The organism is Thiovibrio sp. JS02 (assembly GCF_053485635.1).
In genome coordinates this window covers 1,470,918-1,493,279 of record NZ_CM130715.1, presented here as the reverse complement: position 1 = coordinate 1,493,279, position 22,362 = coordinate 1,470,918, and the positions used below count along the sequence as shown (strand labels likewise).

The 22,362-nt window shown below is 57.9% G+C and carries 24 protein-coding genes; 11 read left to right on the top strand and 13 right to left on the bottom strand.

Features of this window, described 5'->3' with window-relative positions; all coding sequences use genetic code 11:
* Positions 1-10: 10 nt before the first annotated feature.
* Together ACUUL3_RS06925 and ACUUL3_RS06920 are read right to left on the bottom strand one after the other, a co-directional pair.
* Complete coding sequence (locus ACUUL3_RS06925) at positions 11-2,323, bottom strand: transferrin-binding protein-like solute binding protein (protein ID WP_448555867.1); 2,313 nt, start codon at positions 2,321-2,323, stop codon at positions 11-13.
* A 22-nt stretch (positions 2,324-2,345) separates the two neighbouring features.
* On the bottom strand, positions 2,346-3,671 hold the full coding sequence (locus ACUUL3_RS06920; RefSeq protein WP_448555865.1) for a surface lipoprotein assembly modifier: 1,326 nt from the start codon (positions 3,669-3,671) through the stop codon (positions 2,346-2,348).
* A gap of 261 nt (positions 3,672-3,932) precedes the next feature.
* On the opposite strand from ACUUL3_RS06920, the gene ACUUL3_RS06915 reads away from it, so the two are divergent.
* On the top strand, positions 3,933-4,208 hold the full coding sequence (locus ACUUL3_RS06915; protein WP_448555863.1) for an HP0495 family protein: 276 nt from the start codon (positions 3,933-3,935) through the stop codon (positions 4,206-4,208).
* Between the two features lie 60 nt (positions 4,209-4,268).
* Positions 4,269-4,907 (top strand): lipid-binding SYLF domain-containing protein, encoded by a 639-nt coding sequence (locus tag ACUUL3_RS06910; protein ID WP_448555861.1) that lies wholly within the window; start codon positions 4,269-4,271, stop codon positions 4,905-4,907.
* A gap of 57 nt (positions 4,908-4,964) precedes the next feature.
* On the opposite strand, the gene ACUUL3_RS06905 is transcribed toward ACUUL3_RS06910, so the two are convergent.
* Entirely contained in the window at positions 4,965-5,162 is a 198-nt protein-coding gene (locus tag ACUUL3_RS06905; protein WP_448555859.1) for a heavy-metal-associated domain-containing protein, read from the bottom strand.
* Positions 5,163-5,311: 149 nt separating this feature from the next.
* Between ACUUL3_RS06905 and ACUUL3_RS06900 the strand changes: the two genes are divergently transcribed.
* From ACUUL3_RS06900 to ACUUL3_RS06885, 4 genes are all read left to right on the top strand, one after another.
* Positions 5,312-7,804, top strand: coding sequence for a heavy metal translocating P-type ATPase (locus ACUUL3_RS06900; RefSeq protein WP_448555857.1), 2,493 nt, complete (start codon positions 5,312-5,314; stop codon positions 7,802-7,804).
* Between the two features lie 220 nt (positions 7,805-8,024).
* The gene (locus ACUUL3_RS06895) at positions 8,025-9,071 is read left to right on the top strand and encodes a LysM peptidoglycan-binding domain-containing protein (protein WP_448555855.1); all 1,047 of its coding nucleotides are present in this window, start codon (positions 8,025-8,027) and stop codon (positions 9,069-9,071) included.
* A gap of 105 nt (positions 9,072-9,176) precedes the next feature.
* Positions 9,177-10,064: an HDOD domain-containing protein gene (locus ACUUL3_RS06890; RefSeq protein WP_448555853.1), complete on the top strand. Its 888-nt coding sequence runs from the start codon at positions 9,177-9,179 to the stop codon at positions 10,062-10,064.
* Positions 10,061-10,537, top strand: coding sequence for a hypothetical protein (locus ACUUL3_RS06885; protein ID WP_448555851.1), 477 nt, complete (start codon positions 10,061-10,063; stop codon positions 10,535-10,537). The genes ACUUL3_RS06890 and ACUUL3_RS06885 overlap by 4 nt, the downstream gene beginning before the upstream one ends.
* Position 10,538: 1 nt before the next feature.
* On the opposite strand, the gene coaBC is transcribed toward ACUUL3_RS06885, so the two are convergent.
* Genes coaBC through ACUUL3_RS06870 form a run of 3 tightly spaced genes read right to left on the bottom strand, consistent with a single transcriptional unit; the run spans position 10,539 to position 12,860 of the window.
* Positions 10,539-11,756 (bottom strand): bifunctional phosphopantothenoylcysteine decarboxylase/phosphopantothenate--cysteine ligase CoaBC, encoded by a 1,218-nt coding sequence (gene coaBC / locus ACUUL3_RS06880; protein ID WP_448555849.1) that lies wholly within the window; start codon positions 11,754-11,756, stop codon positions 10,539-10,541.
* 16 nt (positions 11,757-11,772) lie between these two features.
* On the bottom strand, positions 11,773-12,306 hold the full coding sequence (locus tag ACUUL3_RS06875) for a hypothetical protein (RefSeq protein ID WP_448555847.1): 534 nt from the start codon (positions 12,304-12,306) through the stop codon (positions 11,773-11,775).
* A 44-nt stretch (positions 12,307-12,350) separates the two neighbouring features.
* Positions 12,351-12,860 (bottom strand): nitroreductase family protein, encoded by a 510-nt coding sequence (locus tag ACUUL3_RS06870; RefSeq protein WP_448555846.1) that lies wholly within the window; start codon positions 12,858-12,860, stop codon positions 12,351-12,353.
* A 183-nt stretch (positions 12,861-13,043) separates the two neighbouring features.
* Here ACUUL3_RS06870 and ACUUL3_RS06865 point away from each other — a divergent pair, with 183 nt between their 5' ends.
* Positions 13,044-13,871 carry a TatD family hydrolase gene (locus ACUUL3_RS06865; protein ID WP_448555844.1) on the top strand — a complete coding sequence of 276 codons (828 nt, stop codon included), beginning with the start codon at positions 13,044-13,046 and terminating at the stop codon, positions 13,869-13,871.
* Positions 13,868-14,578 (top strand): YggS family pyridoxal phosphate-dependent enzyme, encoded by a 711-nt coding sequence (locus tag ACUUL3_RS06860; RefSeq protein WP_448555842.1) that lies wholly within the window; start codon positions 13,868-13,870, stop codon positions 14,576-14,578. Before ACUUL3_RS06865 ends, ACUUL3_RS06860 begins: the two co-directional genes overlap by 4 nt.
* A 39-nt stretch (positions 14,579-14,617) precedes the next feature.
* Here ACUUL3_RS06860 and ACUUL3_RS06855 read toward each other — a convergent pair whose 3' ends face one another.
* The 3 genes from ACUUL3_RS06855 to ACUUL3_RS06845 are packed head-to-tail and all read right to left on the bottom strand — an operon-like array spanning position 14,618 to position 16,350.
* Positions 14,618-15,082 carry a PTS sugar transporter subunit IIA gene (locus tag ACUUL3_RS06855; RefSeq protein ID WP_448555840.1) on the bottom strand — a complete coding sequence of 155 codons (465 nt, stop codon included), beginning with the start codon at positions 15,080-15,082 and terminating at the stop codon, positions 14,618-14,620.
* A gap of 26 nt (positions 15,083-15,108) precedes the next feature.
* Positions 15,109-16,101: an FHA domain-containing protein gene (locus tag ACUUL3_RS06850; RefSeq protein WP_448555838.1), complete on the bottom strand. Its 993-nt coding sequence runs from the start codon at positions 16,099-16,101 to the stop codon at positions 15,109-15,111.
* 24 nt (positions 16,102-16,125) lie between these two features.
* Entirely contained in the window at positions 16,126-16,350 is a 225-nt protein-coding gene (locus ACUUL3_RS06845; protein WP_448555836.1) for a SelT/SelW/SelH family (seleno)protein, read from the bottom strand.
* Between the two features lie 189 nt (positions 16,351-16,539).
* Between ACUUL3_RS06845 and ACUUL3_RS06840 the strand changes: the two genes are divergently transcribed.
* Complete coding sequence (locus ACUUL3_RS06840) at positions 16,540-18,339, top strand: YgiQ family radical SAM protein (RefSeq protein ID WP_448555834.1); 1,800 nt, start codon at positions 16,540-16,542, stop codon at positions 18,337-18,339.
* A 121-nt stretch (positions 18,340-18,460) separates the two neighbouring features.
* Here the strand turns inward: ACUUL3_RS06840 and ACUUL3_RS06835 are convergent, their stop codons facing one another.
* The 3 genes from ACUUL3_RS06835 to ACUUL3_RS06825 all read right to left on the bottom strand — a co-directional run bounded on the left by ACUUL3_RS06835 (position 18,461) and on the right by ACUUL3_RS06825 (position 20,507).
* The gene (locus ACUUL3_RS06835; RefSeq protein WP_448555833.1) at positions 18,461-19,357 is read right to left on the bottom strand and encodes an AEC family transporter; all 897 of its coding nucleotides are present in this window, start codon (positions 19,355-19,357) and stop codon (positions 18,461-18,463) included.
* A 104-nt stretch (positions 19,358-19,461) separates the two neighbouring features.
* Positions 19,462-19,989, bottom strand: a complete 528-nt coding sequence (locus tag ACUUL3_RS06830) for a DUF6691 family protein (protein ID WP_448555831.1) — start codon at positions 19,987-19,989, stop codon at positions 19,462-19,464.
* Positions 19,990-19,991: 2 nt separating this feature from the next.
* Positions 19,992-20,507, bottom strand: coding sequence for a YeeE/YedE thiosulfate transporter family protein (locus ACUUL3_RS06825; RefSeq protein ID WP_448555829.1), 516 nt, complete (start codon positions 20,505-20,507; stop codon positions 19,992-19,994).
* A gap of 403 nt (positions 20,508-20,910) precedes the next feature.
* On the opposite strand from ACUUL3_RS06825, the gene ACUUL3_RS06820 reads away from it, so the two are divergent.
* Both ACUUL3_RS06820 and ACUUL3_RS06815 read left to right on the top strand, forming a co-directional pair.
* Complete coding sequence (locus tag ACUUL3_RS06820) at positions 20,911-21,228, top strand: P-II family nitrogen regulator (protein ID WP_448555827.1); 318 nt, start codon at positions 20,911-20,913, stop codon at positions 21,226-21,228.
* A 41-nt stretch (positions 21,229-21,269) separates the two neighbouring features.
* Complete coding sequence (locus ACUUL3_RS06815; RefSeq protein ID WP_448555825.1) at positions 21,270-21,743, top strand: hypothetical protein; 474 nt, start codon at positions 21,270-21,272, stop codon at positions 21,741-21,743.
* A gap of 83 nt (positions 21,744-21,826) precedes the next feature.
* Here the strand turns inward: ACUUL3_RS06815 and ACUUL3_RS06810 are convergent, their stop codons facing one another.
* On the bottom strand, positions 21,827-22,360 hold the full coding sequence (locus tag ACUUL3_RS06810) for a peptidylprolyl isomerase (RefSeq protein ID WP_448555823.1): 534 nt from the start codon (positions 22,358-22,360) through the stop codon (positions 21,827-21,829).
* Positions 22,361-22,362: the final 2 nt, after the last annotated feature.

Genomic DNA, 22,362 nt, shown 5'->3' with positions numbered 1-22,362 from the left:
CGGCAAGGGTTCACTTCCGGTTCCCGCCGAAGATGCCCACATATTGTTTGCCGCTGCCGGCTGAATAGAAGTTGCCGCCCACGGCCTGGGCAAGATCGCCGTAAAAGGTGCCGTTGACGTTGCCGGAGGTGCCGTCGCCACCCAGATAGGCCGTAAAGGAGTTGCCGGTCGGGCTGGAATCAAAGACATAGGTCGGCCCAAGGGTCAGGGTGGCGATATCGGGAAAGGAGATGTTGCCGCTCACGGTGCTGCTGTTGAAGTCTGCCGTCAGGTTGCAGGTCCCCTTCAGATGCTGGACTCCATTGACGTCAATTTTGCTGCCCACGGCATAACCGCTGTACGTGCCGGCGAATCCGGACCTGATCACGGCATCGGTCGCTGGTTTGCCGGAGAGCCACATGGAATGAGGAACATGCACGTGACGTGGGGTCGAGTCGTTCGGGTCTGTGTAGGCTATTTCCCAGTAACCCCAGGTGAAATAGGGGGAGAACTGGTTGGCGGGATCCTCGATGACGAGGTAGTTGCCGTGCGGCTTGAGGGTGGCGCTGTCCACGCAACCGCCTGAGCAGCCGAGGATCGCCGCCATCATGTCATCGGTAATGTAGGCTGAGCCGTAAGCCCCGCCCACCGTAAGGCCGGTGATCCTCTGGTTGGGGTAACCGTTCATGTCATAGTCCGTGTTGATGGTGCCGCTGAGGGTGCCGGCATCCTTGTTCACGGTCATGGAAAATTGATCGGGCGCCGAATTCATGAAAATCCTTCTGGCATTGTTCGGGTCGCTCATGTCCTCGCTGATCCCGACCACGAAGCCCTGCCAGAGAGCACTGCCCCTCGGGGAGGTGACATCGACGGGGTCCTGCGGCTGTTTGGTGGTTGCAGCCTGCACCTGCCAGGAGCTGATGACCGGTTGGTCCAGCGGTTTAATCAGGTAGTCGTAGCCGCTGGCCGTGAGATTGGAATACTCGAAGGAGGTACCGACGAAAAGTCCTGAACCGCTGCCCTCGATGAAAGAGATTTCATAGAGGTCCGGGTCTCCGCCGGAACCGAAGATTTTGATGCCGGAAAGCCCTGTGCCGGTCACGGTGCCGAAGAAGAAGACCGGAGGTCCCTCCAGCTCGCCGGATGTTGTGCTGGGGTCAAAAACTGCGCCAAAGGCTTTCTTGTTGTACCAGTTCACCTCCATGTGCATATCGCCGACAATGGTTTCTGTGGTGCCGTCGAAATAATTCGTGCCGGTACCGGAAAGGCCGCCGCTAAAGATGGCAATCCCCTCCGTGGGCAGGCTGGTCGTGGTCGTGGTGGTGGTCGGAGCCGAGGGCAGTTCGTTGGTGGGCGGCAGGGATGGGGGGGGAGTCACCGTTGTCACCGTGGTGGTGAGAGTGGTCGTGGTGGTGGTATCCGTGGCGACGCTGTCCGTGCTCACCGTTTCCGTGGCCGGCGGGGCGCTCTCCTCGGGCGTGGCCACGGTATCGTCAATGGGGGCAGAAGTGCCGTCATCTTCTGCAGGGGCAGCTTCTTCTTCGGCCGGCGCTGCTCCTTCTTCAGCGGGGGCGGCCTCGTCGGTCTGTTGCTCTTCGCTGGCGGCCGCATCCCCATCGGTTGCCTGCCCCTCCTCCTCGCCCTCCGCTTCGGGCGCTGCTGTCTCCCCATCAGCCGCGGTCTGCTCATCGCCGTTAACACCGGTTCCGGCCAGGGCTTGATCGAGGGTTTCAAGATCCGCTGAGGTGAACTTGGTCGGCGGTTGGGGTTGCTGGTTGCCTGTCACATGGGTGCCCCAGCCGGGTTTGGTGATGACCACCGTGCCCAGGGCGTTGGACACCTCGATGCCCTTGCCGCCCTGGAAGACCACGGAAAGTTTCTCAGGGCTTGCCACGCCGGAATACATGGAGCCTCGAATGCCGATGGTGGCGCTGGGGGTTTCGGTTTTGAAGTTTTGCGGGGAAGCCTTGGTGATGGCGCCGCCCATCACCCGAAAAGCACCTTCCTGGATCTGGGTCTTGAGGGCGCCTCTGTTTTTCTCCGGTTGCCAGGAAAATTCAGCTATTTTCATCTTGCTGGCGTTGCCCAGGCTGATCAGGGTGCTGTCCGTAAACATCAGTTGAACCCGCCCTCTTTCCCCGGTATTGATGGTGTCATCCTGATAGATGGGGTTTTTCATGGCAAGTTTCCTGGATTTGCCTGCCTTGTTGACGGCAAGCACTTCTCCGCGCAAGGCAACAACGGTGGCCACGGCGTCTTCACTCTGGGCCTGGACGGAGTCCCAGGGGGAAAAGAAAAAACCAGCGCTGATGAGGAAGAGCAAAAAGAGGCGGTGGTGTCTCATGGCAGTTTCCTTGTGGGGGCGCTTAAAAGGCAATGGTGAGGTTGAGCGTGGTGACGTTTTTCTTGTACGTATACAGATCCATGTTGGATTGTGAATCAGTATATGCATGGGAAAGCTGGGCGATCAGGGCCCGGTTTTTGGCCGGATCCTGCCAGAGCAGTTTTGAGAGGCCAAGGCCCAGCTCCTGCACCTCGTCGGAGCGGAATACATTGAACAGGGGGTCCATTCTTTCATAGTCGGTGAGCAGAAAGCGCAGGCTGGCGAACAAGGCCATTTCTTTCGGCAATTCCCGGTCGTAGCGGAGTTTCCAGCTGAAACGGCCATAGCTGTTGAATTCGTTTTCCGTGCGTTCGGTTTCCCTGGCAAAGTCCAGGCTGAAACGGTTCTTGCCGAGAAGGAGAATGGGGCCGGCATTGAAGACGACATTGGTGCCGTCGCGACCGTCGTCGGTGTAGTTGTTTTTTTCTTCCACCTTGAGGCCAGCGGTCAGCAGAAAATTCTGCAGGGCGATAAGGGTGGCGTTGCTGGAGAATCCGCAGGAGCTCAAGTAGCGGTCGTGCTCGACATCGATATGGGTTGCCAGGGCCTGAACGTCGAACAGGTAGCGCTCTCCCTGGAAAACCGGGCCGGAGTTGAGACCGAAATAGTTGATGTCGAGATCGTACTGCCGCTCGTAGAAAGCATTGTAATTGACGCCGGTCGTTTTCCAGGTATACGGCTTCTCTTCCGGTTTGTAGATATGGTTCAGCAGCAGGGTGGTGTCGTAGATATGGTCATCCTGCGGGATGGCGGACGGCCCGGTGAGCTGGAACTCGAAGAGGCCGATGGAAAGACGGTCATCCACCGGAGCAAGGCGGACATTGTCGTCCCAGTTCATGCCCAGGCTGAAGGTACCGTTTACAAAGTGACGTTTTTCAGACGCTTCGATTGCCTGCAGGAATTTTTCGATGTTGCTCCATACCTGGGGCGGAGGGTTGGTGGCCTGAACCTCTTTGAAATAGCGCTTGGCGACCTCTTTGGCCCCCAGGCCAAGGTAGGCGCGGGCCAGTTCCAGCTTTACCCGGGGCGCCTCCGGATTCATGATGAGGACGCGGTCGTAGGCCATGATCGCCTCCTCGAAACGACCGGACTCAAAGGCGGCGCGGCCGAGGTGGAAACTTATCTCAGTGTTTGCCGGGTCCTCAAGAAAGGCCTGGTAAAATTCCTTGTAGGCATTATCATATTTTTCAGCGCCGAAGTACTGTTGACCCAAGGCAAAATGGTCGGTCGTCTCCGCTGCCAACGCGGGAGGAGTCAGCACGGCCCAGAGAAGGAGCAGGGAGCAGTAAAAAGATCGTGTTTTGCGCATTTCCTTTTCCTGTCGGAATTTTTAAATTACGGACACATAATCTTATATAACGGGAATCCGAGGCAAATTGAACAGAAAAAACAGTACCCCGCCAATGGGGGGCGCGAAACGGAAAAAGGGGATCACGAAGATTCTATCCGGTTCCTGTCTTTCCGGCTTGCGGGATAATCCCCTTGCCGGCGGAAAATATTCGCTAAAAAAAGCGAAAATACGATAAGCAACAAGGAGTGGCCCAAAACGAGGGCTGTAACGGGCAATAGAATGGAAAAACTCATACGCAACGCCTGTCAGCAGAGACTGGAGCTGGAGTATCCCTGCCGCTGGGTCTATAAGCTGATCGGCGTTACCCAGGAGGAGATCCGCGGGGCCGTCAGGGCCGTGCTCCAGGATCGGGAGTGCCTGATCACCTTTTCCAATGTGAGCAAAACAGGCAGGTACCATTGCCTCAATGTGGAATTGATCGTGCACAGTGAAGATGATAGAACCGCGAATTATGAGGCATTTAAGAGGCATCCCTCCATAACCATGGTCTTATAAACAATCGTCGGACGAACCGCTATGAAAATCCCGAGAATGTTGATTTGCGCAGCCCTTGCTGTGACGGCTCTGTTGCTGCCCGTCCCGGGGTGGAGCCATGAGGTCGAGGTCGAGAAAGTGGAGGCGGCCAGCGCCGTTCTCGATGCCTTGTCCGTAATCCCCGAGCAGAGCATCCCCCCCGTGCTCTTGCGTGAGGCCCAGGCCCTGGTCGTCATCCCGGCAGCGGTGAAAATCGGTTTCATGGTGGCGGGCCGGCATGGAACAGGAATCATGGTCGGTCGCGATGAAAACGGCGAATGGGGTCTGCCGTTCCTGGTCAATTTCCTGAGCGGCAGCCTTGGCTGGCAGTTCGGCCTGCAGTCCACCGATGTGGTCCTTGTCTTCAAGAACAGGAGGGGGCTTTACGCGGTGCGCGACGGCAAATTCACCCTGGGCGTCGACGCTTCGGTGGCGGCCGGCCCGGTGGGCCGCCATCTTGAGGCGGCAACGGATCTTCAGCTCAATGCGGAAATCTATTCCTATTCCCGCAGCAAAGGGGTCTTCGTCGGCGCGGCTCTGGAGGGTTCGGTTTTACAGGCAGACCGGCGGGCGACGGAGAATCTTTACGGCCAGGCTGCCGAAACCATCAGCGGGCAGTCGGTAAGGATTCCGCCCTCTGTGGCGAGGTTACGGCAACGGATTCAGTCAATGGCGCGGTAAGTTCCGGAAAGGCAGGGATAGCGGACGCACCCGGTCCGCAATCCCTGAAACTTCCCGCTATTCCGCCTCAAAACCGATGGCCTTGATGGCACTTTTTATCTCTTCCTGGCTGACGGCCGCGGTTGTCGCGTAGGTGACTTCGCCCTTTTCAAGACTGACCGTCACTCCGCTGACTCCGGCAATTTTTTCCAGCGCTTCTGTCACGGAGGCTACACAGTGGCCACAACGCATTCCCTTGATTTTTACGGTCGGCATGGACTTCTCCTTGCATCGAATTTGCTTGTGTTTGCGACGGTTGACTGATGTGTAAGCAAAAGATTGTATACCGAAATACTTTGCGCGCAACCCTAAATTATCTATAACCCATGGAAGTGCAGAACTGAATAATTTTTCAGGAGAAAATCATGGAAGAGTCTACCAGGGATTTACGACTTGCCGTGAAAGGCATGCATTGCGCCGCCTGTTCCGCACGAATCGAAAAGGTGGTTTCCGCCCTTGTCGGCGTCAAGAGGGCCTCCGTGAATCTGGCCACTGAGAGCATGGACCTTAGCTGGGACCCGCTTCAGATTACCCTTGCCGAGATTACCGAAAAGGTGAAATCCTTGGGCTTTGAGCTTGTGGCGCCTTCCACGGCAATGCGCGCGGATTTTGCCATCAAGGGGATGCATTGCGCCGCCTGTGCCGCCCGGATTGAAAAGGTGGTTTCGGAACTGCCGGGTGTGGCGGAAATTTCCGTGAACCTCGCTTCCGAAACCGGGGTGGTGGTTTATGCCCCGGAGACGATTGGCGAGGTCGAGATCCTTGCGGCCATCGCCAGGCTGGGGTTTACCGCTGAGATGCGCGGCGGGCACGGACGCTCCGATTTTTCCGGGCAGCAGGAGGAAGCCCTTGCCAGGCTTGCCGCCATGCGCAGACGGCTTGTTCCATCCCTGGTACTGGCCGGGCTCCTGCTGATTTTTTCCATGGGGGAGATGCTGGGCATGCCTCTGCCCCCTTTTCTTGCCCCGCACCATGCTCCGTTCAACTTCGCCCTGATCCAGTTTCTTATGGTTCTGCCGGTCCTCTGGCTGGGGCGTAATTTTTATCTTGTCGGATTTCCGAGTTTGTTCCGGGGGGTGCCAAATATGGATTCCCTCATCGCCGTTGGCACGGGCGCCGCATTCGTCTACAGCACCTGGAACCTTGTGGAAATATACCTTGGCATCGATGCCATGGTGCGGGTGATGGATCTCTATTTTGAATCCGCCGGGGTTCTGATCGCCCTTGTTTCCCTGGGGAAATATCTGGAAGCCCGCTCCAAGGTCAAGACATCCGACGCGATCCGACAATTGATGGAGCTTGCCCCCGAGACGGCCACCTTGCTCAGGGACGGTGAACAGGTGGAGATTCCGGTTGAACAGATCAAGCCGGGCGATATCCTGCTGGTGCGTCCAGGTGAAAGGATTCCGGTGGATGGTCTGGTGGTGAAAGGGCGCTCCAGCGTCGACGAGTCCATGCTCACCGGCGAGAGTCTGCCGGTGGGCAAGGCGGAAGGGGATGCGCTGGTCGGAGCAACCCTCAATAAAAATGGGGTTCTCCATCTGCAGGCCCAGAGGGTTGGGCAGGACACCATGCTTGCCAGGATCGTCAGAATGGTTCGCGAAGCGCAGGGCTCCAAGGCCCCCATCGCCAATCTGGCCGACCGGATCAGCCTTTATTTTGTGCCCATCGTCATGGCCATTGCCGTTGTTTCCGGGCTTGCCTGGTATTTCCTGGGGCAGGCGGATTTCTCATTTGCCCTGCGCATTTTCATCGCCGTGCTTGTCATCGCCTGCCCATGCGCCATGGGCCTTGCTACTCCCACCTCCATCATGGTCGGCACCGGCAGGGGCGCGCAGCTCGGGGTTCTGATTAAAAGCGGCGAGGCCCTGGAGATCGGGCAGCGGGTCACGGCCGTGGTTTTTGACAAGACCGGCACCCTTACCCATGGCCAGCCCGCCTTGACGGATATCGTTCCCATGGTTGCCGATTTCGACGAGCATGCTGTTTTGCGACTCTTGGCCAGTGTTGAAAGCGGTTCCGAGCACCCTCTGGCCGAGGCAATCGTCAAGGCGGCGGAGGAACGCGGCCTTGACCCGCAGATGCCCGAGGAGTTCGAGGCCGTTTCCGGCCGCGGAGTTCGCGCCCTTTGTCAGGGAAAAAGAATCCTGCTCGGCAATAGGGAATTCATGGCTGAGGAAGGGATTGCCTTTGACGCCCAGCTGGTTGATCCGGTGGCGAGCCGTCTTTCCGCCGCTGGGAAAACCGCCCTCTACGCCGCCGAAGATGGCCGGTTGCTCGCTGTTCTCGCCATTGCCGATCGCATCAAGCCAGAAGCCGCGACTATTGTCCAAAGGCTGAAAGGGATGCGGCTCAAGGTGGTGATGCTGACAGGTGACAACGAAGCCACCGCCAGGGCCATTGCCGCCCAGGCCGGGATCAGCGATGTGGTCGCCCAGGTGCTGCCGGATCACAAGGCAGAAACCGTCGCTGCCCTGCAGGCGGAAGGCCAGGTGGTGGCCATGGTGGGAGACGGCATCAACGATGCGCCCGCCCTGGCCAAGGCCGATCTCGGCATAGCCATGGGGACCGGCATTGATGTTGCCATCGAATCCGGCGACATCGTTCTCATGCAGGGGAATCTTGAAGCCCTGCTCACGGCCATCGCCCTGAGCAGGGCGACCATGCGCAACATCAAACAGAATCTCTTCTGGGCCTTTGCCTACAATATCATCGGCATTCCGGTGGCGGCGGGGCTTCTCTTCATTTTCGGTGGGCCCACCCTCAACCCCATGCTTGCCGGCGGTGCCATGGCCATGAGTTCCGTGTCCGTGGTCACCAACGCCCTCCGGCTGCGAGGGTTTCAGCCGCCACGGTGAGAGAGAGCTTTCCCTGCCAGGGCTGACCGTCCTGACCAGGCCTTGGAGATGGGCGATTTGCCAAGTATCGGGGCATGGTGAAGCGAAAAACATATCATCTTGTTGACAATTCATAATAACATGGCGTATTTGTTATTAAACTGCAATATTGCATTGTCGTTATGATTTGTTGTTGGTATGCAGACGCTTACTGCTGTACTCTTTTACTTAGGAGCAGAACATGAAAAAAGTTGTTGCAACTGCTGTGGCTATTGCATGCGCCTTATCCGTGGGGAACAGCCGGGTCGTACTGGCGGAAGATGCAACCACCCATCAGGTGAAACGAGGCGACACTCTTTGGGATTTGAGCGACGGCTACCTGAAAGATCCTCTGCTCTGGCCGAAAATTTGGAAGATCAATCCTGATATTGAAAATCCGCACCGGATTGCTCCCGGCCAGATCGTGAAAATCCCCATGCTCGGCGGTGCGCCCGACGTCGAGACCCCTCCGGTGAGCAGCGACACCATGGTGGCCAGGCCTGAAGAAAGGACTGGCATCGACCTTTCCGCCATTGAGCCCCTGCCGGTCAAGATCGTGCAAAAGGATCTTCCCGCCGTCGATGAGGAGGTCGCTGCCCCCGATGAGCTGGGTAAATACTATGACCGTGGCATTGGCATTGTCAGCAACGATATCCCGAAGGACGGCAAGGTTCTTGACACCAAGCAGGGATGGCAGCACTCCGGTTACGGGGAGTCAATCGTCATCGCCGCGCTCGGGGCGCGGGTCGGCCAGCAGTTTGGCGTGTACCGGGACATGGGCAAGGTCGATGCCCTGACCTATACCGGAAAAAGTCCGGGCCATCTCCTGGCCGACATCGCCATCATCGAGATCGTTTCCGTGGACTCTCTGCAACAGCAGGCGGTTGTCAAACGTTCCTTTGCCGAACTCCGGGAGGGTGATGTCCTGGGGCCCGTGCCTGAGCGGCCCACCATCGTGGCCAGGTATGCGCAAAACGGACCCGTCTCCGCAAAGGGATCTGTGGTGGCGGTGCACCTCATGCGGCAGATTGCCGGGGCGGATGACATCGTCTATATGGACATCGGCAAGAACCAGGGGCTTTCCCCGGGAGATCGGCTTTTTGTCAGGGATGCGGAAGACTCGACCGAACGGCGGAATTCCGCTGAGTTGATTGTTCTGCGGGTGACTCCGACCACGGCGGCCGGGGTGGTGACCGGCAAAAGTTCCCATGACGTCCGGCGCGGCGACAAGGTGGGACCCATCCTCTAACCGTGTGGGAGAATCGCCGGTGGTGAAACCTTCTTTTCGCAGGGAGAGCAGCGGCGTCGTCGGCGGCTCTCTCTGCTGACCTCTTCCGGAGATAACGGGCCAAGCATGGATCTCGAACAGAAATCTACCGTGACCTTGTCTGGATTGCTTGATCTCGTTGAGTCCTCCACCATTGCCTCCATCAAGGGAACGGTCAGCGGCATTCTTTCGCTGATCAACGATCCCGCCGCCAGTCCCAATGATCTGAAGCGGCTTATCCAGGTCGATCCCCCGTTGGCCGCGAAAATCCTTCGCGTTGCCAATTCATCCTATTATGCATCCTCGCGAACTATCAGTGATATCGACCAGGCCCTGATCTGGATCGGATTTGACGCGCTCAAGGAGATCGTTCTCACCCAGAAGATGAGTGAACTATACAGCGGCGGCAACAAGCCGGTTTGCGGCTATTCCCGATCGCACCTCTGGCGGCACAGCCTGGCGGTCGCCATTCTGGCGAAGTCCATCTACCGCCGTGAGTTCGGGGAGAAGGGCAACAACGCCTATGCCGCTGGACTCATGCACGACATCGGGGTCATTGTCGAGGACCAGTTGTTGCACCAGGATTTCCTGCGGCTCATCCATGACACCGAGGAAAAGCGGCAACCCCTAACGGCTTCCGAGCTTTCCGCTCTTGGCTACGATCACGCCCTGATCGGCAAGGCATTGGCCGAGCGGTGGAATTTCCCAGCGGAACTCATGGAAGGAATCGGATTCCACCACAATCCCGAAAAAGCCCATCCCGAACATCGGCGGTTTGCGAAAACCATCTTCATCGCCGATTACCTGATGTTTGAACAGGGATACGGTTACGTTGCTCTGACCCTTGCCGACAGGGAGATCGTCACCAGGTATGCCGATGATTTGGGCTTGCAACCCTTTGCCCTTGATTGCATCGTTGGAGTTGCCAGGGATGAGATTGCGAAAATTGAAGCAAAAGGATTTCTGGTGGCATGAGTATTCCAGAGAAAGGATTAACCCGGCAGATAGTCGAGCTTGAAACCAAGGTGCGTCACCTCGGCAATGAATTGCGTCTGACCAGGGAGGAATATGATGAGGCAACCCACAAGTACCTGGATATCTATTTCAACCTGGAAAAAAAGATCCGGGAACGCACGGATCAGCTCGATGCGACAAACGAAAGGCTGCTTGCCGAGATAGAGGAGCGGAAAAAGGCCGAGGCGGAAAAGGAAACCCTGATTCAGGAACTGCGCAAAGCCCTGCAGGAGGTGAAGGTGCTCAGCGGCTTTCTGCCCATCTGCGCCTCCTGCAAGAAAATTCGGGATGACAAAGGCTACTGGAGTCAGATCGAGGAGTATATCAGCAAACATTCCCAGGCTGAATTCAGCCATGGGATCTGCCCGGATTGTTCAAAAAAACTCTATCCGGAAATACACGACGCGATTTTGCGTCGGTTGAAAAAGAAGTAGTCTAGCGCTTTTCGCCGCAAAGGCCGACCACCTTGTCCAGAATCCGGTGGGCGGTTTCCTCCTTGCTCAAAAGCGGCAGCTCCTCGCGGGTGCAATTTGCGTCAAGAAGTGTCACCCGGTTGGTGTCCGCGGCAAATCCTGTTTCACTTCCGCCGATATCGTTGATGACAATGAGGTCGAGATTTTTTTCTTTCAATTTCTTTGCCCCTTCCGCGAGATGATCGCGACTTTCCGCGGCAAAGCCCACCAAAAGAGGGAATTTCCCGCTCTGCCGCTTGCGCTCCCCCAATTCAAGGAGAATGTCGGGGTTGGCAAGGAGAGGAAGATTGGGCGATATCCGGCCCTTTTTTATCTTGTGATCCGTGGGTTCCGCTGGCCTGTAATCGGCAACGGCGGCAGACTTGATGATAATGGAGGCATCTCCGCTCCGCTCCATGACCGCCCGGTGCATTTCCGCGGCACTGATAACCCTGGTGAGAACAACGCCTGGCGGCGGGCAAAGATCGGTGGGCCCGCTCACAAGGCTGACCCTGGCCCCGCGCTGGACAGCGGCCGCGGCCAGGGCATAGCCCATTTTCCCGGTGGAGCGGTTGCTCAGAAAACGGGCCGGGTCGATGTCTTCTCTGGTCGGTCCGGCGGTGATGAGGATCCGTTCCCCGGCCAGGTCCTGGGGCGCAAGGATTTTCAGGATGGCTTGCCTGGCTTCGTCCCATTCCGCCAGGCGGCCCGGGCCTTCTTCCCCGCAGGCCATCGGGCCGCAGGCCGGGGCGAGAAGATGATAGCCGTAAGTGCGCAGGGTGGCCAGGTTCGCCTGGGTGGCCGGATGCTGATACATGTTGCTGTTCATGGCCGGGCAGACCAGGGTTGGTGACGTGGAGGCCAGGATCACGGTTGAAAGCAGATCTTCCGCCAGGCCATGTGCCAGCTTGGCAATGGTTTGGGCCGAGGCCGGCGCAATCAGGTTCAAGGCGGCCTGCCTGGCCAGGTTGATATGGGGAATCTTTTCCGCGCCCTCCCCGGCAAACATGCCGGTGTGGACCTGATTGCCGGAAAGGGCCGCCATGGTGAGGGGACTGATGAACCGGCAGGCCGCTTCGGTCATCACCACCGTCACCTCGCAGCCTTCCCGGCGCAGGGCGCGGATCCAGTCGGCGACCTTGTAGGCGGCAATGCTGCCGGTGATGCCGAGGAGGATTCTTTTTTCCGTCAGAAAGGACATGCCTTATCCAATCCCATCACAGACCGGGGATAAAGGGGCTTGAGGAAGGCGCCGTCTGGCCGGAGCCGGTCGCGGTCAGATCCTCGGTGATATACACGGCAACATCGGTCTTGAGGCCGAACTCATTTTCGCTCACCTGGACGGTGCAGGTCTTGTTCGGTTTCACGAAGGCGAGGAGCACCTTCCGGTATTTTGCAGAGCCGACAAGCTTCCAGCCGTTTTTGGGCATGGTGTTGATGAAAAAGTCCGATACGGAGGTGATCTCCACCCGGCCGGAATAATGCAGCACCCCGCCGGCAAAGGAATCGGTGCGGATGAGCATGCTTTTTTCCCGATCCCAGCTCAGTTCGTTGGGGATCAGAAGATCACTGAACTCGTTCGCATAGTAAGGCTGGCTTTCGGCCGGCCCTCCCAGGGGGGCGCTGGCCATTTCCTGGTCGCTGCCTCCGCCCAGGCCCAATTCCGCGCAACCGGACAGGCCGACCAGGCCTGTCATGGTCAGGGCGGCGCCAAGGAGAAGGGGGATGAGTCGAATACGTGGCATGGTCATGGGAAATCCTCCTGAAAACTAAAAATTAAAAGAAAATATCTTGCTTATAACTCTTTAACGATAAAGTCCGCAATGGGGTTGCGTCGGGATCGCTGATCGCGGCGGCTCGGGTAGCCAACGGCAATGACCGCCATCAGGTCGAGGGTTTCAGCAAGACCGAGAATCCGCCGCACCTCTTCCTTGTTTTTCAGGATCTGGCCGAGCCAGACCGCGCCGAGCCCCAGAGCCTCCGCGGCGAGCAGCATGTTCTGGATGCAGGCCCCGGCTGACTGGGCGTCTTTCACGGGGTCGTACATGGCGTTTTGATCCAGATAGACGGCAATCAGGGCCGGCGCGGCAAGAACGATGTGGCTGTAATGGGTCTGCCCGGCCAGTTGCGCGCGTACGCCGGCATCCCGGATGATCACGAAACGCCACGGTTGGTTGTTGAGGCCGGAAGGAGCCCAGATCCCCGCCGTGATGATCTCGTGCAGGAGAGGGGCGGCGACCTCCTGGCCGGTGAACTCACGGATGCTGCGTCTGCTGAAAATGGCATCAAAAACCGGTGAAGGCATGGTTCTGCTGTGAAAAAAGTTGAGTCGTTTCGGATACTGTTACGGAAGGTATTGGAATTTCTAACAAACAATAGTCTGTTCTTGTCGCGTTTGTCAAACAGTTTCGTCCCTGCCGCCGCGCGGCAGCCCGCTCTTGCGCGGAGAGGGAAAAACTGTTAGAAACAGCGGCCAGGGAGGATTGTCGTGTCGAAAAAAAAGAAAAACAGGCCATTGCCTTGCCTTGGCAATGGTGTTTCCTTGCTGGACAGCCACTGTCATCTGGACATGGCCGACTACGAAGACGATCTTGCCGATGTGCTTGCCAGGGCCCGTGGGGCCGGGGTGAGCAGGATCATCACGGTTGGTATCGACCTGGCAAGTTCTCAAAAAGCCATTGCCCTGGCGGAAAGACATGAGGGTGTTTTCGCCACCGTGGGAGTGCATCCCCACCATGCCCAAGAGCTCGCCGCCGGGCAGGCCTATGACAGGCTGCGAGAACTCTGCCGGCATGAAAAGGTTGTCGCCTGCGGCGAGATCGGGCTCGACTATGTCAAGGAGTATGCGCCGATCCCGGTGCAGAAAGAACATTTCGTCAAACAGGTGGCCCTGGCCAGGGAGATGAACCTGCCGGTCATCATCCATGACCGCGAGGCCCATGAAGATGTCCTCGCCATCCTCCGGGCCGCCGCCCCTTTTCCCGCCGGCGGCATCATGCATTGCTTCTCGGGAGACGCCGCTTTTGCCTTGCAGGTGTTTGGCCTGGGTTTCCATATCTCCATTCCCGGGGTTGTCACCTTCAACAAGGCGGGAATGCTGCGGGAAGCCGTGCGCGGCCTCCCGCTCTCCGCCCTGCTTCTGGAAACAGATGGCCCGTATCTGGCGCCTGTCCCGTATCGGGGAAAGCGCAACGAGCCGCAGTATCTGCTTTATACCGCCCAGTATGTCGCCGAATTGAAGGGGGTCTCCCTGGAGGAGGTGGCAAGGCAGACCACCGGCAACGCGCTGAAGCTTTTTTCTCTCAAGGATGAATGACGATGATGGGAGTTATTGCCGACAATATCCGTGCAATCAAGGATCGCATTGCCGAAGCGGCCCGCCGGGCGGGCCGAGACCCTGACTCCGTGCGGCTTGTCGCGGTGACCAAGCGTAAATCCGTGGCCGTCGTGGCCGAGGCCCTGTCTGCCGGCCAGCGGCTTTTCGGGGAGAACTATCTCCAGGAGGCACAGGAGAAAATTTTTGCCCCGGAATTGGCGGGAAGGGGAGCCGGCTGGCATTTCATCGGCCATCTGCAGAGCAACAAGGCCAAGGTGGCGGCGGAACTCTTCGCCTGCCTGGAAACCCTGGACAGTCTCAAGTTGGCAAAGGCGTTGGAAAAGCGCCTTGCCGAGCTCGACCGGGAGCTAACGGTTCTCGTCCAGGTCAACGTGGGGAGAGAGGCGCAGAAGGCCGGGGTTTTCCCCGAGGAGGCCGAGCAGCTCTGCCGGGAGCTGGGCCGCTTTCCGCATCTCGTCCTCACGGGACTCATGACCATGCCCCCTCTTGGGGAAGCCCCGGAGGCAAGTCGCCCCTATTTTAGAGAGCTGCGCCTTCTTGCGGAAGAGCTTGCCGGAAAGGGGCTTTTTCGCGACGGGCGGCGCCCAGAGCTCTCCATGGGGATGTCCGGCGACTTTGAGGTGGCTGTCGAGGAGGGGGCAACCCTGGTTCGGGTCGGGACAGCTCTTTTTGGTGAAAGGGCCTGACATTTCCACCCTTCCGATTGCGGCGGCATCCGCAATTCCTCAGCCGCCAGCGCCGGGAGTCCGCTTGATGATCGCCTTGCGCGAGCGTTCCACCAGTTCAGTCGCCGCCTCGGCAAGGCTTCTGTCCTTGAGTTCGCCGGCCTTGAGCACCATGGGCAGATTCACCCCGGCGATAAGCACCCCCTCCTCCGGCCCGAGTAATTCGCGGGCCACGCTGAAGCTGGTGCCGCCGACCACATCGGTGAGGACGATGACCCCCCCGCCTCCATCGACCTGTTTTTTCGCCGCCAGAATTTTTTCCCTGATCAGCTGCTGGCGCGTGGCGAAAGGGGTCTTGCAACCGTTTTCCCGCAGGTGCGGCAGCTCGCTCATGAAGGGCACATGCACCGAGGTGAAGTGTTCAAGCGGCTTGTCGAGAATGTAACGGGCCACGCTCAAAAGGGCCGCGCCGATTTCGCCATGGGTGACAATGATGTAGCCGATTTTCCGGTTTGTCTGGTTCATGGAAGGGAAGGGTCCGCGCCCAACGGCTACATGGCGCCGAAGAGTGTCGTGTTCTGCTTGAGGTAGTTCCAGAGCTGGCTGAAGCTGCAGCCGTAAGCCTCGACAGGCTCATGTTTGCCCTTGAGCTGAAAGGAATATTTCGTATAGAACTTCGCGGGATCGACCAGATGGGTGGCGGCCTCGCTCCCCATGACCACGTCAAGGCCGCTCTGGCTGCCGGTCATGTCTTCGAGCCGGAAGGCGACATTCACCACATCTCCCACCACCGTGTAATTATGCTGACCGTTCTGGGCGAGATTGCCGAGCATGGCCTCGCCGGTGTTGAGCGCGGCTCCGATACTCAGCATCCAGGGCAGGTCCGGTACTGTTTTGCTCAGGCTGTTGGTGAAGGCGTTGATGGCCAGGGCGGTCTTCAGTGCCTGATGGATGTTGGTGCCCAGATCCGGCCCTGCCCAGAGGGCCATGACCGCGTCGCCGATGAACTTGTCGACTATGCCGTCGTATCGGTGCACCAGCTTGCTCACCCCACCCGTCCAGAATTGCAGAAGCTGGGAAAGACGCTGGTCGCCCATCACCTCGGAAAGTCTCGTGAAATCATGGATGTCGCAGATCAGGATGGTAATGATTTCCTTCTGGACAAAGGCCACTGTCATCTCGTCGAGATCCGCTTCCGGCGCGGCTGGCTGCTGCTCCCGCGTGTTTTCCTGGAAAAAAAGAAGGCGGGTGTTTCCTATGCCGATGCAGTCGCCGTTTTGCAGGTTGACGGGAGTGTAGATCCGCCTGCCGTTGACAAAGGTGCCGTTGGAACTGCCGAGGTCGATGAGGTTGAGCCGGCCGTTTTCCTCGGTCTGAATCATGGCATGTTTGCGCGACACCCAGGAGTATGGCAACGGAATGTCGTTGGTCGTGACGCGGCCCAGGGTGTAGGTGTTCTTGCCGCGCAGCGTCCACATCTGTCCGTCGCCTTCCTTGTCGGAGAGGAGTTTCAGGGTGGCGCTGAAGTTCTGACTGTCGGTCATTTTTTCCGTGATAAGGGAACTGGGTTAGAGCCGAGCTCGGATGAGGCTGATTATTTCTTCCGGTTCGGCGAAGCGGCCGGCCTGCTGTTTGGAGAAAAGGAGCTTGTCGTCCACCATGATGTCGTAAACGCCTCCGGAGGCGGCAATAAGCTCGATGGCGGCGGGAAAATTTTTCTTCAATTCAGCCTCCAGCCTGGAGGCCCGTGGCAGGTAGTTTCATTGCGAACAATAGGTAATCGTGATTTTCATTGGTTTCACCGGGGAGAAGCTGCCATTGTTTGAATAATTCAGGGAGATTATTGATCGTTGGCCCCAAAGGTATTTTCTTTATACCATAACGGTATTGGTTTATAAACCACTGATGGAGAGGAAATGATTTCTCTTGCAAGAAATTCAACAACCGGGGGCAGCGTGGCTCAACAGGGTCCAGGAAATTTTTTGCCGATTTCCGCTGCAGAGATGCGGCAACGGCGATGGGATTATGTCGATGTCGTTCTGGTTACCGGCGACGCCTATGTGGATCATCCCTCCTTCGGCGTCGCCCTGATCGGCAGGCTTCTTGAAAGCAAAGGCTACAGGGTGGCCATCCTTTCCCAACCCCGCCACGATAATGCCGAGGCGTTCAGGCAGTTCGGCAGGCCACGGCTTTTTTTCGGTATCACCGCCGGAAATCTCGATTCCGTTGTCGCCAACTACAGCGGCAATGCCAAGGTTCGCGACAGCGACGAGTATTCGCCGGGCGGCAACCCCTATTTCGGCGCGGTGGCGGAAAAGAAGATGCGTCGCCGTCCGGATCGCGCCTCCATTCTCTATACCAACCTGGCCAAGGCCGCCTATCCCGAGGTACCGGTGGTGCTCGGCGGCGTTGAGGCCTCCTTGCGACGTTTTGTTCATTACGATTATCAACAGCAGCGGCTGCGCGCCTCCATCCTCACCGACGCCAAGGCCGATCTTCTTGTCTACGGCATGGGCGAACGGGCGGTTATCGAGGTGGCGGCCGGGCTTGACGGCGGCTTTGGTCTTGCCGGTATCGCCGGCACCTGTGAACGGCTCACCCCCAGGGAATTGTCGGCCCGGCGCCTTGTCGAGCCGGTGGTTCTCCCTGCCTGGCAGGAGATACAGGAAACTCCCCGGCTCTTTCTTGACGCGGAGCTGGCGGTGGACCGGCAGGCGCGGGCATATTCGCAGAGGCCTGTGCTGCAAAAGCAGCAGGCCGCCTGGGTCTTGCAACACAGACCGGCGGCACCGCTCACTTCCCACGAGCTGGATGCCCTTTCCGCCCTGCCATTCCTGCGGGCGCCCCATCCGGCAATGGGCGAGGTTCCGGCTTTCAGAATGATCAAGGACTCGCTCACCATTGTCCGTGGCTGCTGCGGCAACTGTTCCTTCTGCGCCATCACCAGGCATCAGGGGCCCATTGTCATCAGCCGAAGCGCCGAGTCCATTGTCGCGGAGGCGAAAACCATTGCCTCGCAAAAAGGTTTTTCCGGCACCATCAGCGACCTTGGCGGGCCCACGGCGAATCTGTATGGAAGCGGCTGCGCTTCCCCCATTCCCTGCAAGAGGCATGATTGTCTGTATCCGGAGCTCTGCCGGTTTTTCATCATCAATGAAAATGCCTTTCTGGGCCTGCTTGAGGAAGTTTCCCGCCTGGGCGGGGTCAAGCATCTTTTCGTCTCTTCGGGGTTGCGGATGGAGTTGCTTCTGAAAACGCCGGCGTTACTGAAACGGATTCTTCTTGAGCATACGCCGGGGGCGATGAAGATCGCTCCGGAACACACCGAGCCCGAGATTCTGCGCCTGATGCATAAGCCAGGCCCCGCTGTGTTGACGGAATTTCTTGCGAAATGCCGGGAGATTGCCCGAACGCACGGGAAGGAAGTTCATTTCAGCCCCTATTTCATTTCCGCCCACCCCGGTTGCGGGCTGCGGGAGATGGAGACCCTGGTCGCGCGTCTGCGCGATCTGCGGTTGCGGGTGAGGCAGTTTCAGGATTTTACACCCACCCCTGGCACCATTGCCACGGCCATGTATGTGACCGGCCTGGATCGTGAGAACGGCAAGCCCCTTTTCGTCGCCCGGACAATCCTTGAGCGGCGCAGACAGCGGCAGGTTCTCGAAGATGGGAAAAAGGCGGGGGCGGAAAAAGGAGGAGCGCGGGAAAAACATGCGACCGCAGCCGGTTTGTCCGGGAAAGGGCAACGATCGCAGGGCAAGGGGCGAAAAGGGAGACGCTAGCGGCTGTTCAGCATTTATCAGTCCGAAACAAAAGTCAGGTGAGTACGCGAAGAATCCATTTTCCCGGGTGCGTGATGGAGAAAATCCGGGAAGGCTTTTTCCGCATCCCGCGCGAGTTCTGCTATAAAAATTGGAAGAGCAGCGGCAGGGTCAGAAAGGAGACGAGAATGCCCAAGCCCACCAGGGCCGCGGTCAGCTGGGGGGAAAGGTTGGCCATGATGGCCAGGGCGCCGGCCGAGACCATGGGCGGCATGCCTGCCTCAAAAACGGAAACGCGGGCGGCAAGACTGTTCAATTCGAACAGCCGGCAGAGGAGGAGAGCCGCCGCCGGGGCGATGGCGAGTTTCATGACGATGCCGGCGAGCAGGGGTTTTAGGACTTCGGGGCTGAGGCGCAGGGTGAGCTGAAAACCCACGGCGATCATGACCACCGGCACCAGGGTGGCGGCCAGGGTCTTCAGCAGGGCGATAACCGGCGCGGGGAAGGCGAAAGAGCGGCAGGCAAAGGCGAGGAGCAGAGCCAGGAAGGGGGGGAAGGTGAAGATTTTTTTCAGCACCGCTTCTGGCCGCGGGCTGTTTCCGCTGCCATAGAAGGCAAGGACCACCGAGCCATAGGTGGCCAGGGCCAGGAAAGAACCCAACTGATCATAGAGAACGGCATAGGGAATGCCGGCCTCTCCGAAAAAGGCCCGAACCATGGGGATGCCCAGAAAAGAGGTGTTGCCCAGGGGCACCAGGAGCAGAAGCGAGCCGACAATTTCCCGCGGCCACGCCTGCCATTTCGCCACCAGCAGAATCAGCAGCGCCATGACCGCAAGCATGCCCCAGGGCATCAGGGCCGGAACGAGCAGGTCCCTGGTAAAGGTAAGCTGGGGAACCTTCAGCAAAACCAGGGCAGGCAGGGAAACATAGATGACAAAAAGATTCAGAACCTGGGCTGTTTCCTTTGGGAATTGACGGAGGCGGCGCAGAGATATGCCGATGAGCAGGAAAGAAAAGGTGAGAATGAAATTTTCCATGGGCGGAGATTCTACGATACAACAGGGCCATTGCCATTGGCAATGGCCCTGTGTCCGGCAGGGTTGGAATGTGGAGGCTGTTTGTATTCTAAAAGCCAGTTGCTTTACAGTCCTTTCTGTTCAAACCAGCGGAACAGGAGGACCACGGCCACGGCAAAAACGGGAATCACCAGCCAGGGGCTGATGCCGAGGACCTGCGGCAGCGTGATCTTCCCGAAGTCTCCCCAGGTGAGGACGGTTTCCTTCATGAAAGGATAGACCTCGGCGTAGATGCCGCCGCCCAGCAGGGAGCCGCAGATGCCCCAGACCGCATCCCAGCGGCCTTCGCCCAGGGCGCCTGCCTGGGTTCCGGGGCAGTAGCCGAGCAGTGCCCAGCCGACTCCGAATATCAGGCCGCCCAGGACGTTGGCCCCGACCTGGGTGCTTTTGATGTCGAGCTTGGTGATCATGCCCAGATCATAAAAGAGCTGAATGCCCGCCATGCCGACGACAATGGCGGTGAGCATGAACTTGAGAATGGTCATATCTAGAAGGCGCAGGGTGCCCAGTTGCTTGTCATAGCGCAGCACCCGCCCTTTCTGCATGAAGAATCCGAAAAGAATCCCGGTGATGAATCCGTAGATGAGCGTCATGGTTATTCCCCTCCCTTGTAGAGCAGGTTGGCGACCACAAGCCCGCCTGCGAAGAAGAAGGCGATGGAGATAATGCCGCTGACGGAAAGCTGCATGAAGCCGCTCAGGCCATGGCCGCTGGGGCAGCCGCCGGCGAGTCTGGCTCCGAACAGGGCGATGGCGCCGCCGACAAAGGCGACGATGCCGCGTTTTGCCGGATCAGCTCCGAAACGCGCTGCCCACATGTCGGGCGCGCCCTGCAGCTTGAAGCTTTTCGAGGTGAGCGCCGAAAGAAAGGCGCCGATGATGATGCCAAAGACGAACATGAACTGCCAGTCGATCCGGGGCAGGTGTTTTTTGAAATAATCAACCCCAGCCACATGGTCCGGGGCGAAAAGTCTTTCGATCATGCCGGCCGAGGTCGCAAAGGTTGTTGAGGCGCCAATAAATTTGTCGGCGACCAGTACGGATCCCACCGCGAGTACTCCGGTGAGCGCCCCGGCAACATAGGGGCTCCAGCCCTTATCTTCTTCACGCATGGTTATTCTCCAAAGTTGGTCAATAAATGTTTTTTGTTTATTTAAGGATATCGCAGTTGCGGACAGTGGTCAACGGGTAACGGCATGGGCAGGACAGGAAGGTCGGAGACGACCGGATTGACTGCTTTCTATACCCGAAAAACCGGACATCTGGCAAGGGAAGAAAATGGAGGTGCCGCGACTGGTCGGCTGGCGCCGTGCGGTGCGAACAGGCATTGCTTTGGATTTTCATGAGCCGGAGTTCGCTGCCTGCAGGGGGTGTTTTTTGCGAGATCATCACGATTCAATGCTTGACAATGCCTTGCCCCGGCTTGATAATTCTTCAATGTAACATTCCAAGCTGAAGCAGTGTCGATGAATATGTTTACACCATGTGCCAGGTGCCTTGAAAAGGGAGCAGAATATGGAATCAGTCAATCCGAACTTGATAACCTGCATCGTCCAGCGGGGCGAGGCCGACAAGGTTGTGGCCGCCGCCATGGCGGCTGGCGCCCAGGGGGCGACGATGTATTACGGCCGGGGGACCGGCATCCGCGAGAAGCTGGGATTTTCCGGAATGTTCATCAAACCGGAAAAGGAGATCATCCTGATCATTACCAAGGATGAGCAGACCGATGCCGTTTTTAATGCCGTGGTCAAGGCTGCGCAACTGGAGAAGAAGGGGCAGGGGTTTGCATTTCTGCACAAACTTGACCGTGCGGTCGGCTTTATCACGGATTGATTGATCCGTTAATCCCACCCTTTTTATTCGCAAGGCCGGCAATGCGCAATTACTTCACCTTTTCCGCATTCATATATCTCTTTCTCCATCTGGCAGGATTTTCTTCCGCGGATCTTCATGATACCCTTGTCGGGTATCTTGCGGCCAACAGGATTTTCTTCATGGGCAGCGGCCTGCTGACCGGTCTTGGTTTTGTCGGATTCTCCTTTGTTTTCAGCTCAATCGGCTCCTTTACCCTGATGTTCGCCGTTGCCAGGATTTTTTATGAATTGGCCAAGGTCCTGATCTGCGCCATGGTCCTGGGGGCGGTGATTTTCTGGCTGGATATCGACGTGAATTTCTGGCTTGAAGGTGGCATGCCGCTGGTGGTTGTTCTTTATGCCTGGTTGTACGGGGCCGCCTTCAGTATGCAGAGGATCGATTTCAATTATCCGGTGCGGCAAACTCTGCTTCGCTACAGTTCCCTGATCGTGATCTGTCTGGGAGTGATGTACGGATGGGATCTGTTTGCGTAAAAGCTAAAGCGGCGAGCAAGGAAAAACCCCTCCCGACGGCCCGTCTGGAGGGGTTTTGTTTTATAAAGCGCAGGTGAGGCGGGTTACTCCGCAGGCGTCAGATTCGGAAAACGCTGATTTAAGGTTTTGTTCCAAAGGGATACCTTGTCGCTGGTTCTTTCCATGAGTACTGCCGTATCCCCTTCAATGGTTACCGCGGAGATCACGTCACCCTGGCGGATGCTGTCCACGACCTCCTGATCCTTTTCGCCAACGATCTCCCCGAAAACCGCATGCTTGCCGTCGAGCCAGGGGCAGGGAACATGGGTGATGAAGAACTGGCTGCCGTTGGTGTTCGGACCGGCATTGGCCATGGAGAGGATGCCCGGCTTGCTGTGTCTGAGAGAGGAGTCAAACTCGTCGCTGAAGTCGTATCCCGGCCCACCGGTGCCGTTGCCGCGGGGGCAACCGCCCTGGATCATGAAGTCGGAAATGACCCGGTGAAATTTGTTGCCGTTGTAAAATCCTCTGCGGGCGAGGTTCACGAAATTTGCCACGGTGTAGGGAACCCTGTCGGCAAACAGGATGAGATTGATGGTGCCTTTGCTGGTTTCTATTTTTGCGCTTAAGTCACTCATGA

Excerpts from the sequence above, each read along its gene's own strand:
- ACUUL3_RS06925 (WP_448555867.1), bottom strand. The coding sequence starts at position 2,323 with ATGAGACACCACCGCCTCTTTTTGCTCTTCCTCATCAGCGCTGGTTTT.
- ACUUL3_RS06920 (WP_448555865.1), bottom strand. The coding sequence starts at position 3,671 with ATGCGCAAAACACGATCTTTTTACTGCTCCCTGCTCCTTCTCTGGGCC.
- ACUUL3_RS06915 (WP_448555863.1), top strand. The coding sequence starts at position 3,933 with ATGGAAAAACTCATACGCAACGCCTGTCAGCAGAGACTGGAGCTGGAG.
- ACUUL3_RS06905 (WP_448555859.1), bottom strand. The coding sequence starts at position 5,162 with ATGCCGACCGTAAAAATCAAGGGAATGCGTTGTGGCCACTGTGTAGCC.
- ACUUL3_RS06900 (WP_448555857.1), top strand. The coding sequence starts at position 5,312 with ATGGAAGAGTCTACCAGGGATTTACGACTTGCCGTGAAAGGCATGCAT.
- ACUUL3_RS06895 (WP_448555855.1), top strand. The coding sequence starts at position 8,025 with ATGAAAAAAGTTGTTGCAACTGCTGTGGCTATTGCATGCGCCTTATCC.
- ACUUL3_RS06890 (WP_448555853.1), top strand. The coding sequence starts at position 9,177 with ATGGATCTCGAACAGAAATCTACCGTGACCTTGTCTGGATTGCTTGAT.
- ACUUL3_RS06885 (WP_448555851.1), top strand. The coding sequence starts at position 10,061 with ATGAGTATTCCAGAGAAAGGATTAACCCGGCAGATAGTCGAGCTTGAA.
- coaBC (WP_448555849.1), bottom strand. The coding sequence starts at position 11,756 with ATGTCCTTTCTGACGGAAAAAAGAATCCTCCTCGGCATCACCGGCAGC.
- ACUUL3_RS06875 (WP_448555847.1), bottom strand. The coding sequence starts at position 12,306 with ATGACCATGCCACGTATTCGACTCATCCCCCTTCTCCTTGGCGCCGCC.
- ACUUL3_RS06870 (WP_448555846.1), bottom strand. The coding sequence starts at position 12,860 with ATGCCTTCACCGGTTTTTGATGCCATTTTCAGCAGACGCAGCATCCGT.
- ACUUL3_RS06860 (WP_448555842.1), top strand. The coding sequence starts at position 13,868 with ATGACGATGATGGGAGTTATTGCCGACAATATCCGTGCAATCAAGGAT.
- ACUUL3_RS06855 (WP_448555840.1), bottom strand. The coding sequence starts at position 15,082 with ATGAACCAGACAAACCGGAAAATCGGCTACATCATTGTCACCCATGGC.
- ACUUL3_RS06850 (WP_448555838.1), bottom strand. The coding sequence starts at position 16,101 with ATGACCGACAGTCAGAACTTCAGCGCCACCCTGAAACTCCTCTCCGAC.
- ACUUL3_RS06835 (WP_448555833.1), bottom strand. The coding sequence starts at position 19,357 with ATGGAAAATTTCATTCTCACCTTTTCTTTCCTGCTCATCGGCATATCT.
- ACUUL3_RS06830 (WP_448555831.1), bottom strand. The coding sequence starts at position 19,989 with ATGACGCTCATCTACGGATTCATCACCGGGATTCTTTTCGGATTCTTC.
- ACUUL3_RS06825 (WP_448555829.1), bottom strand. The coding sequence starts at position 20,507 with ATGCGTGAAGAAGATAAGGGCTGGAGCCCCTATGTTGCCGGGGCGCTC.
- ACUUL3_RS06820 (WP_448555827.1), top strand. The coding sequence starts at position 20,911 with ATGGAATCAGTCAATCCGAACTTGATAACCTGCATCGTCCAGCGGGGC.
- ACUUL3_RS06815 (WP_448555825.1), top strand. The coding sequence starts at position 21,270 with ATGCGCAATTACTTCACCTTTTCCGCATTCATATATCTCTTTCTCCAT.
- ACUUL3_RS06810 (WP_448555823.1), bottom strand. The coding sequence starts at position 22,360 with ATGAGTGACTTAAGCGCAAAAATAGAAACCAGCAAAGGCACCATCAAT.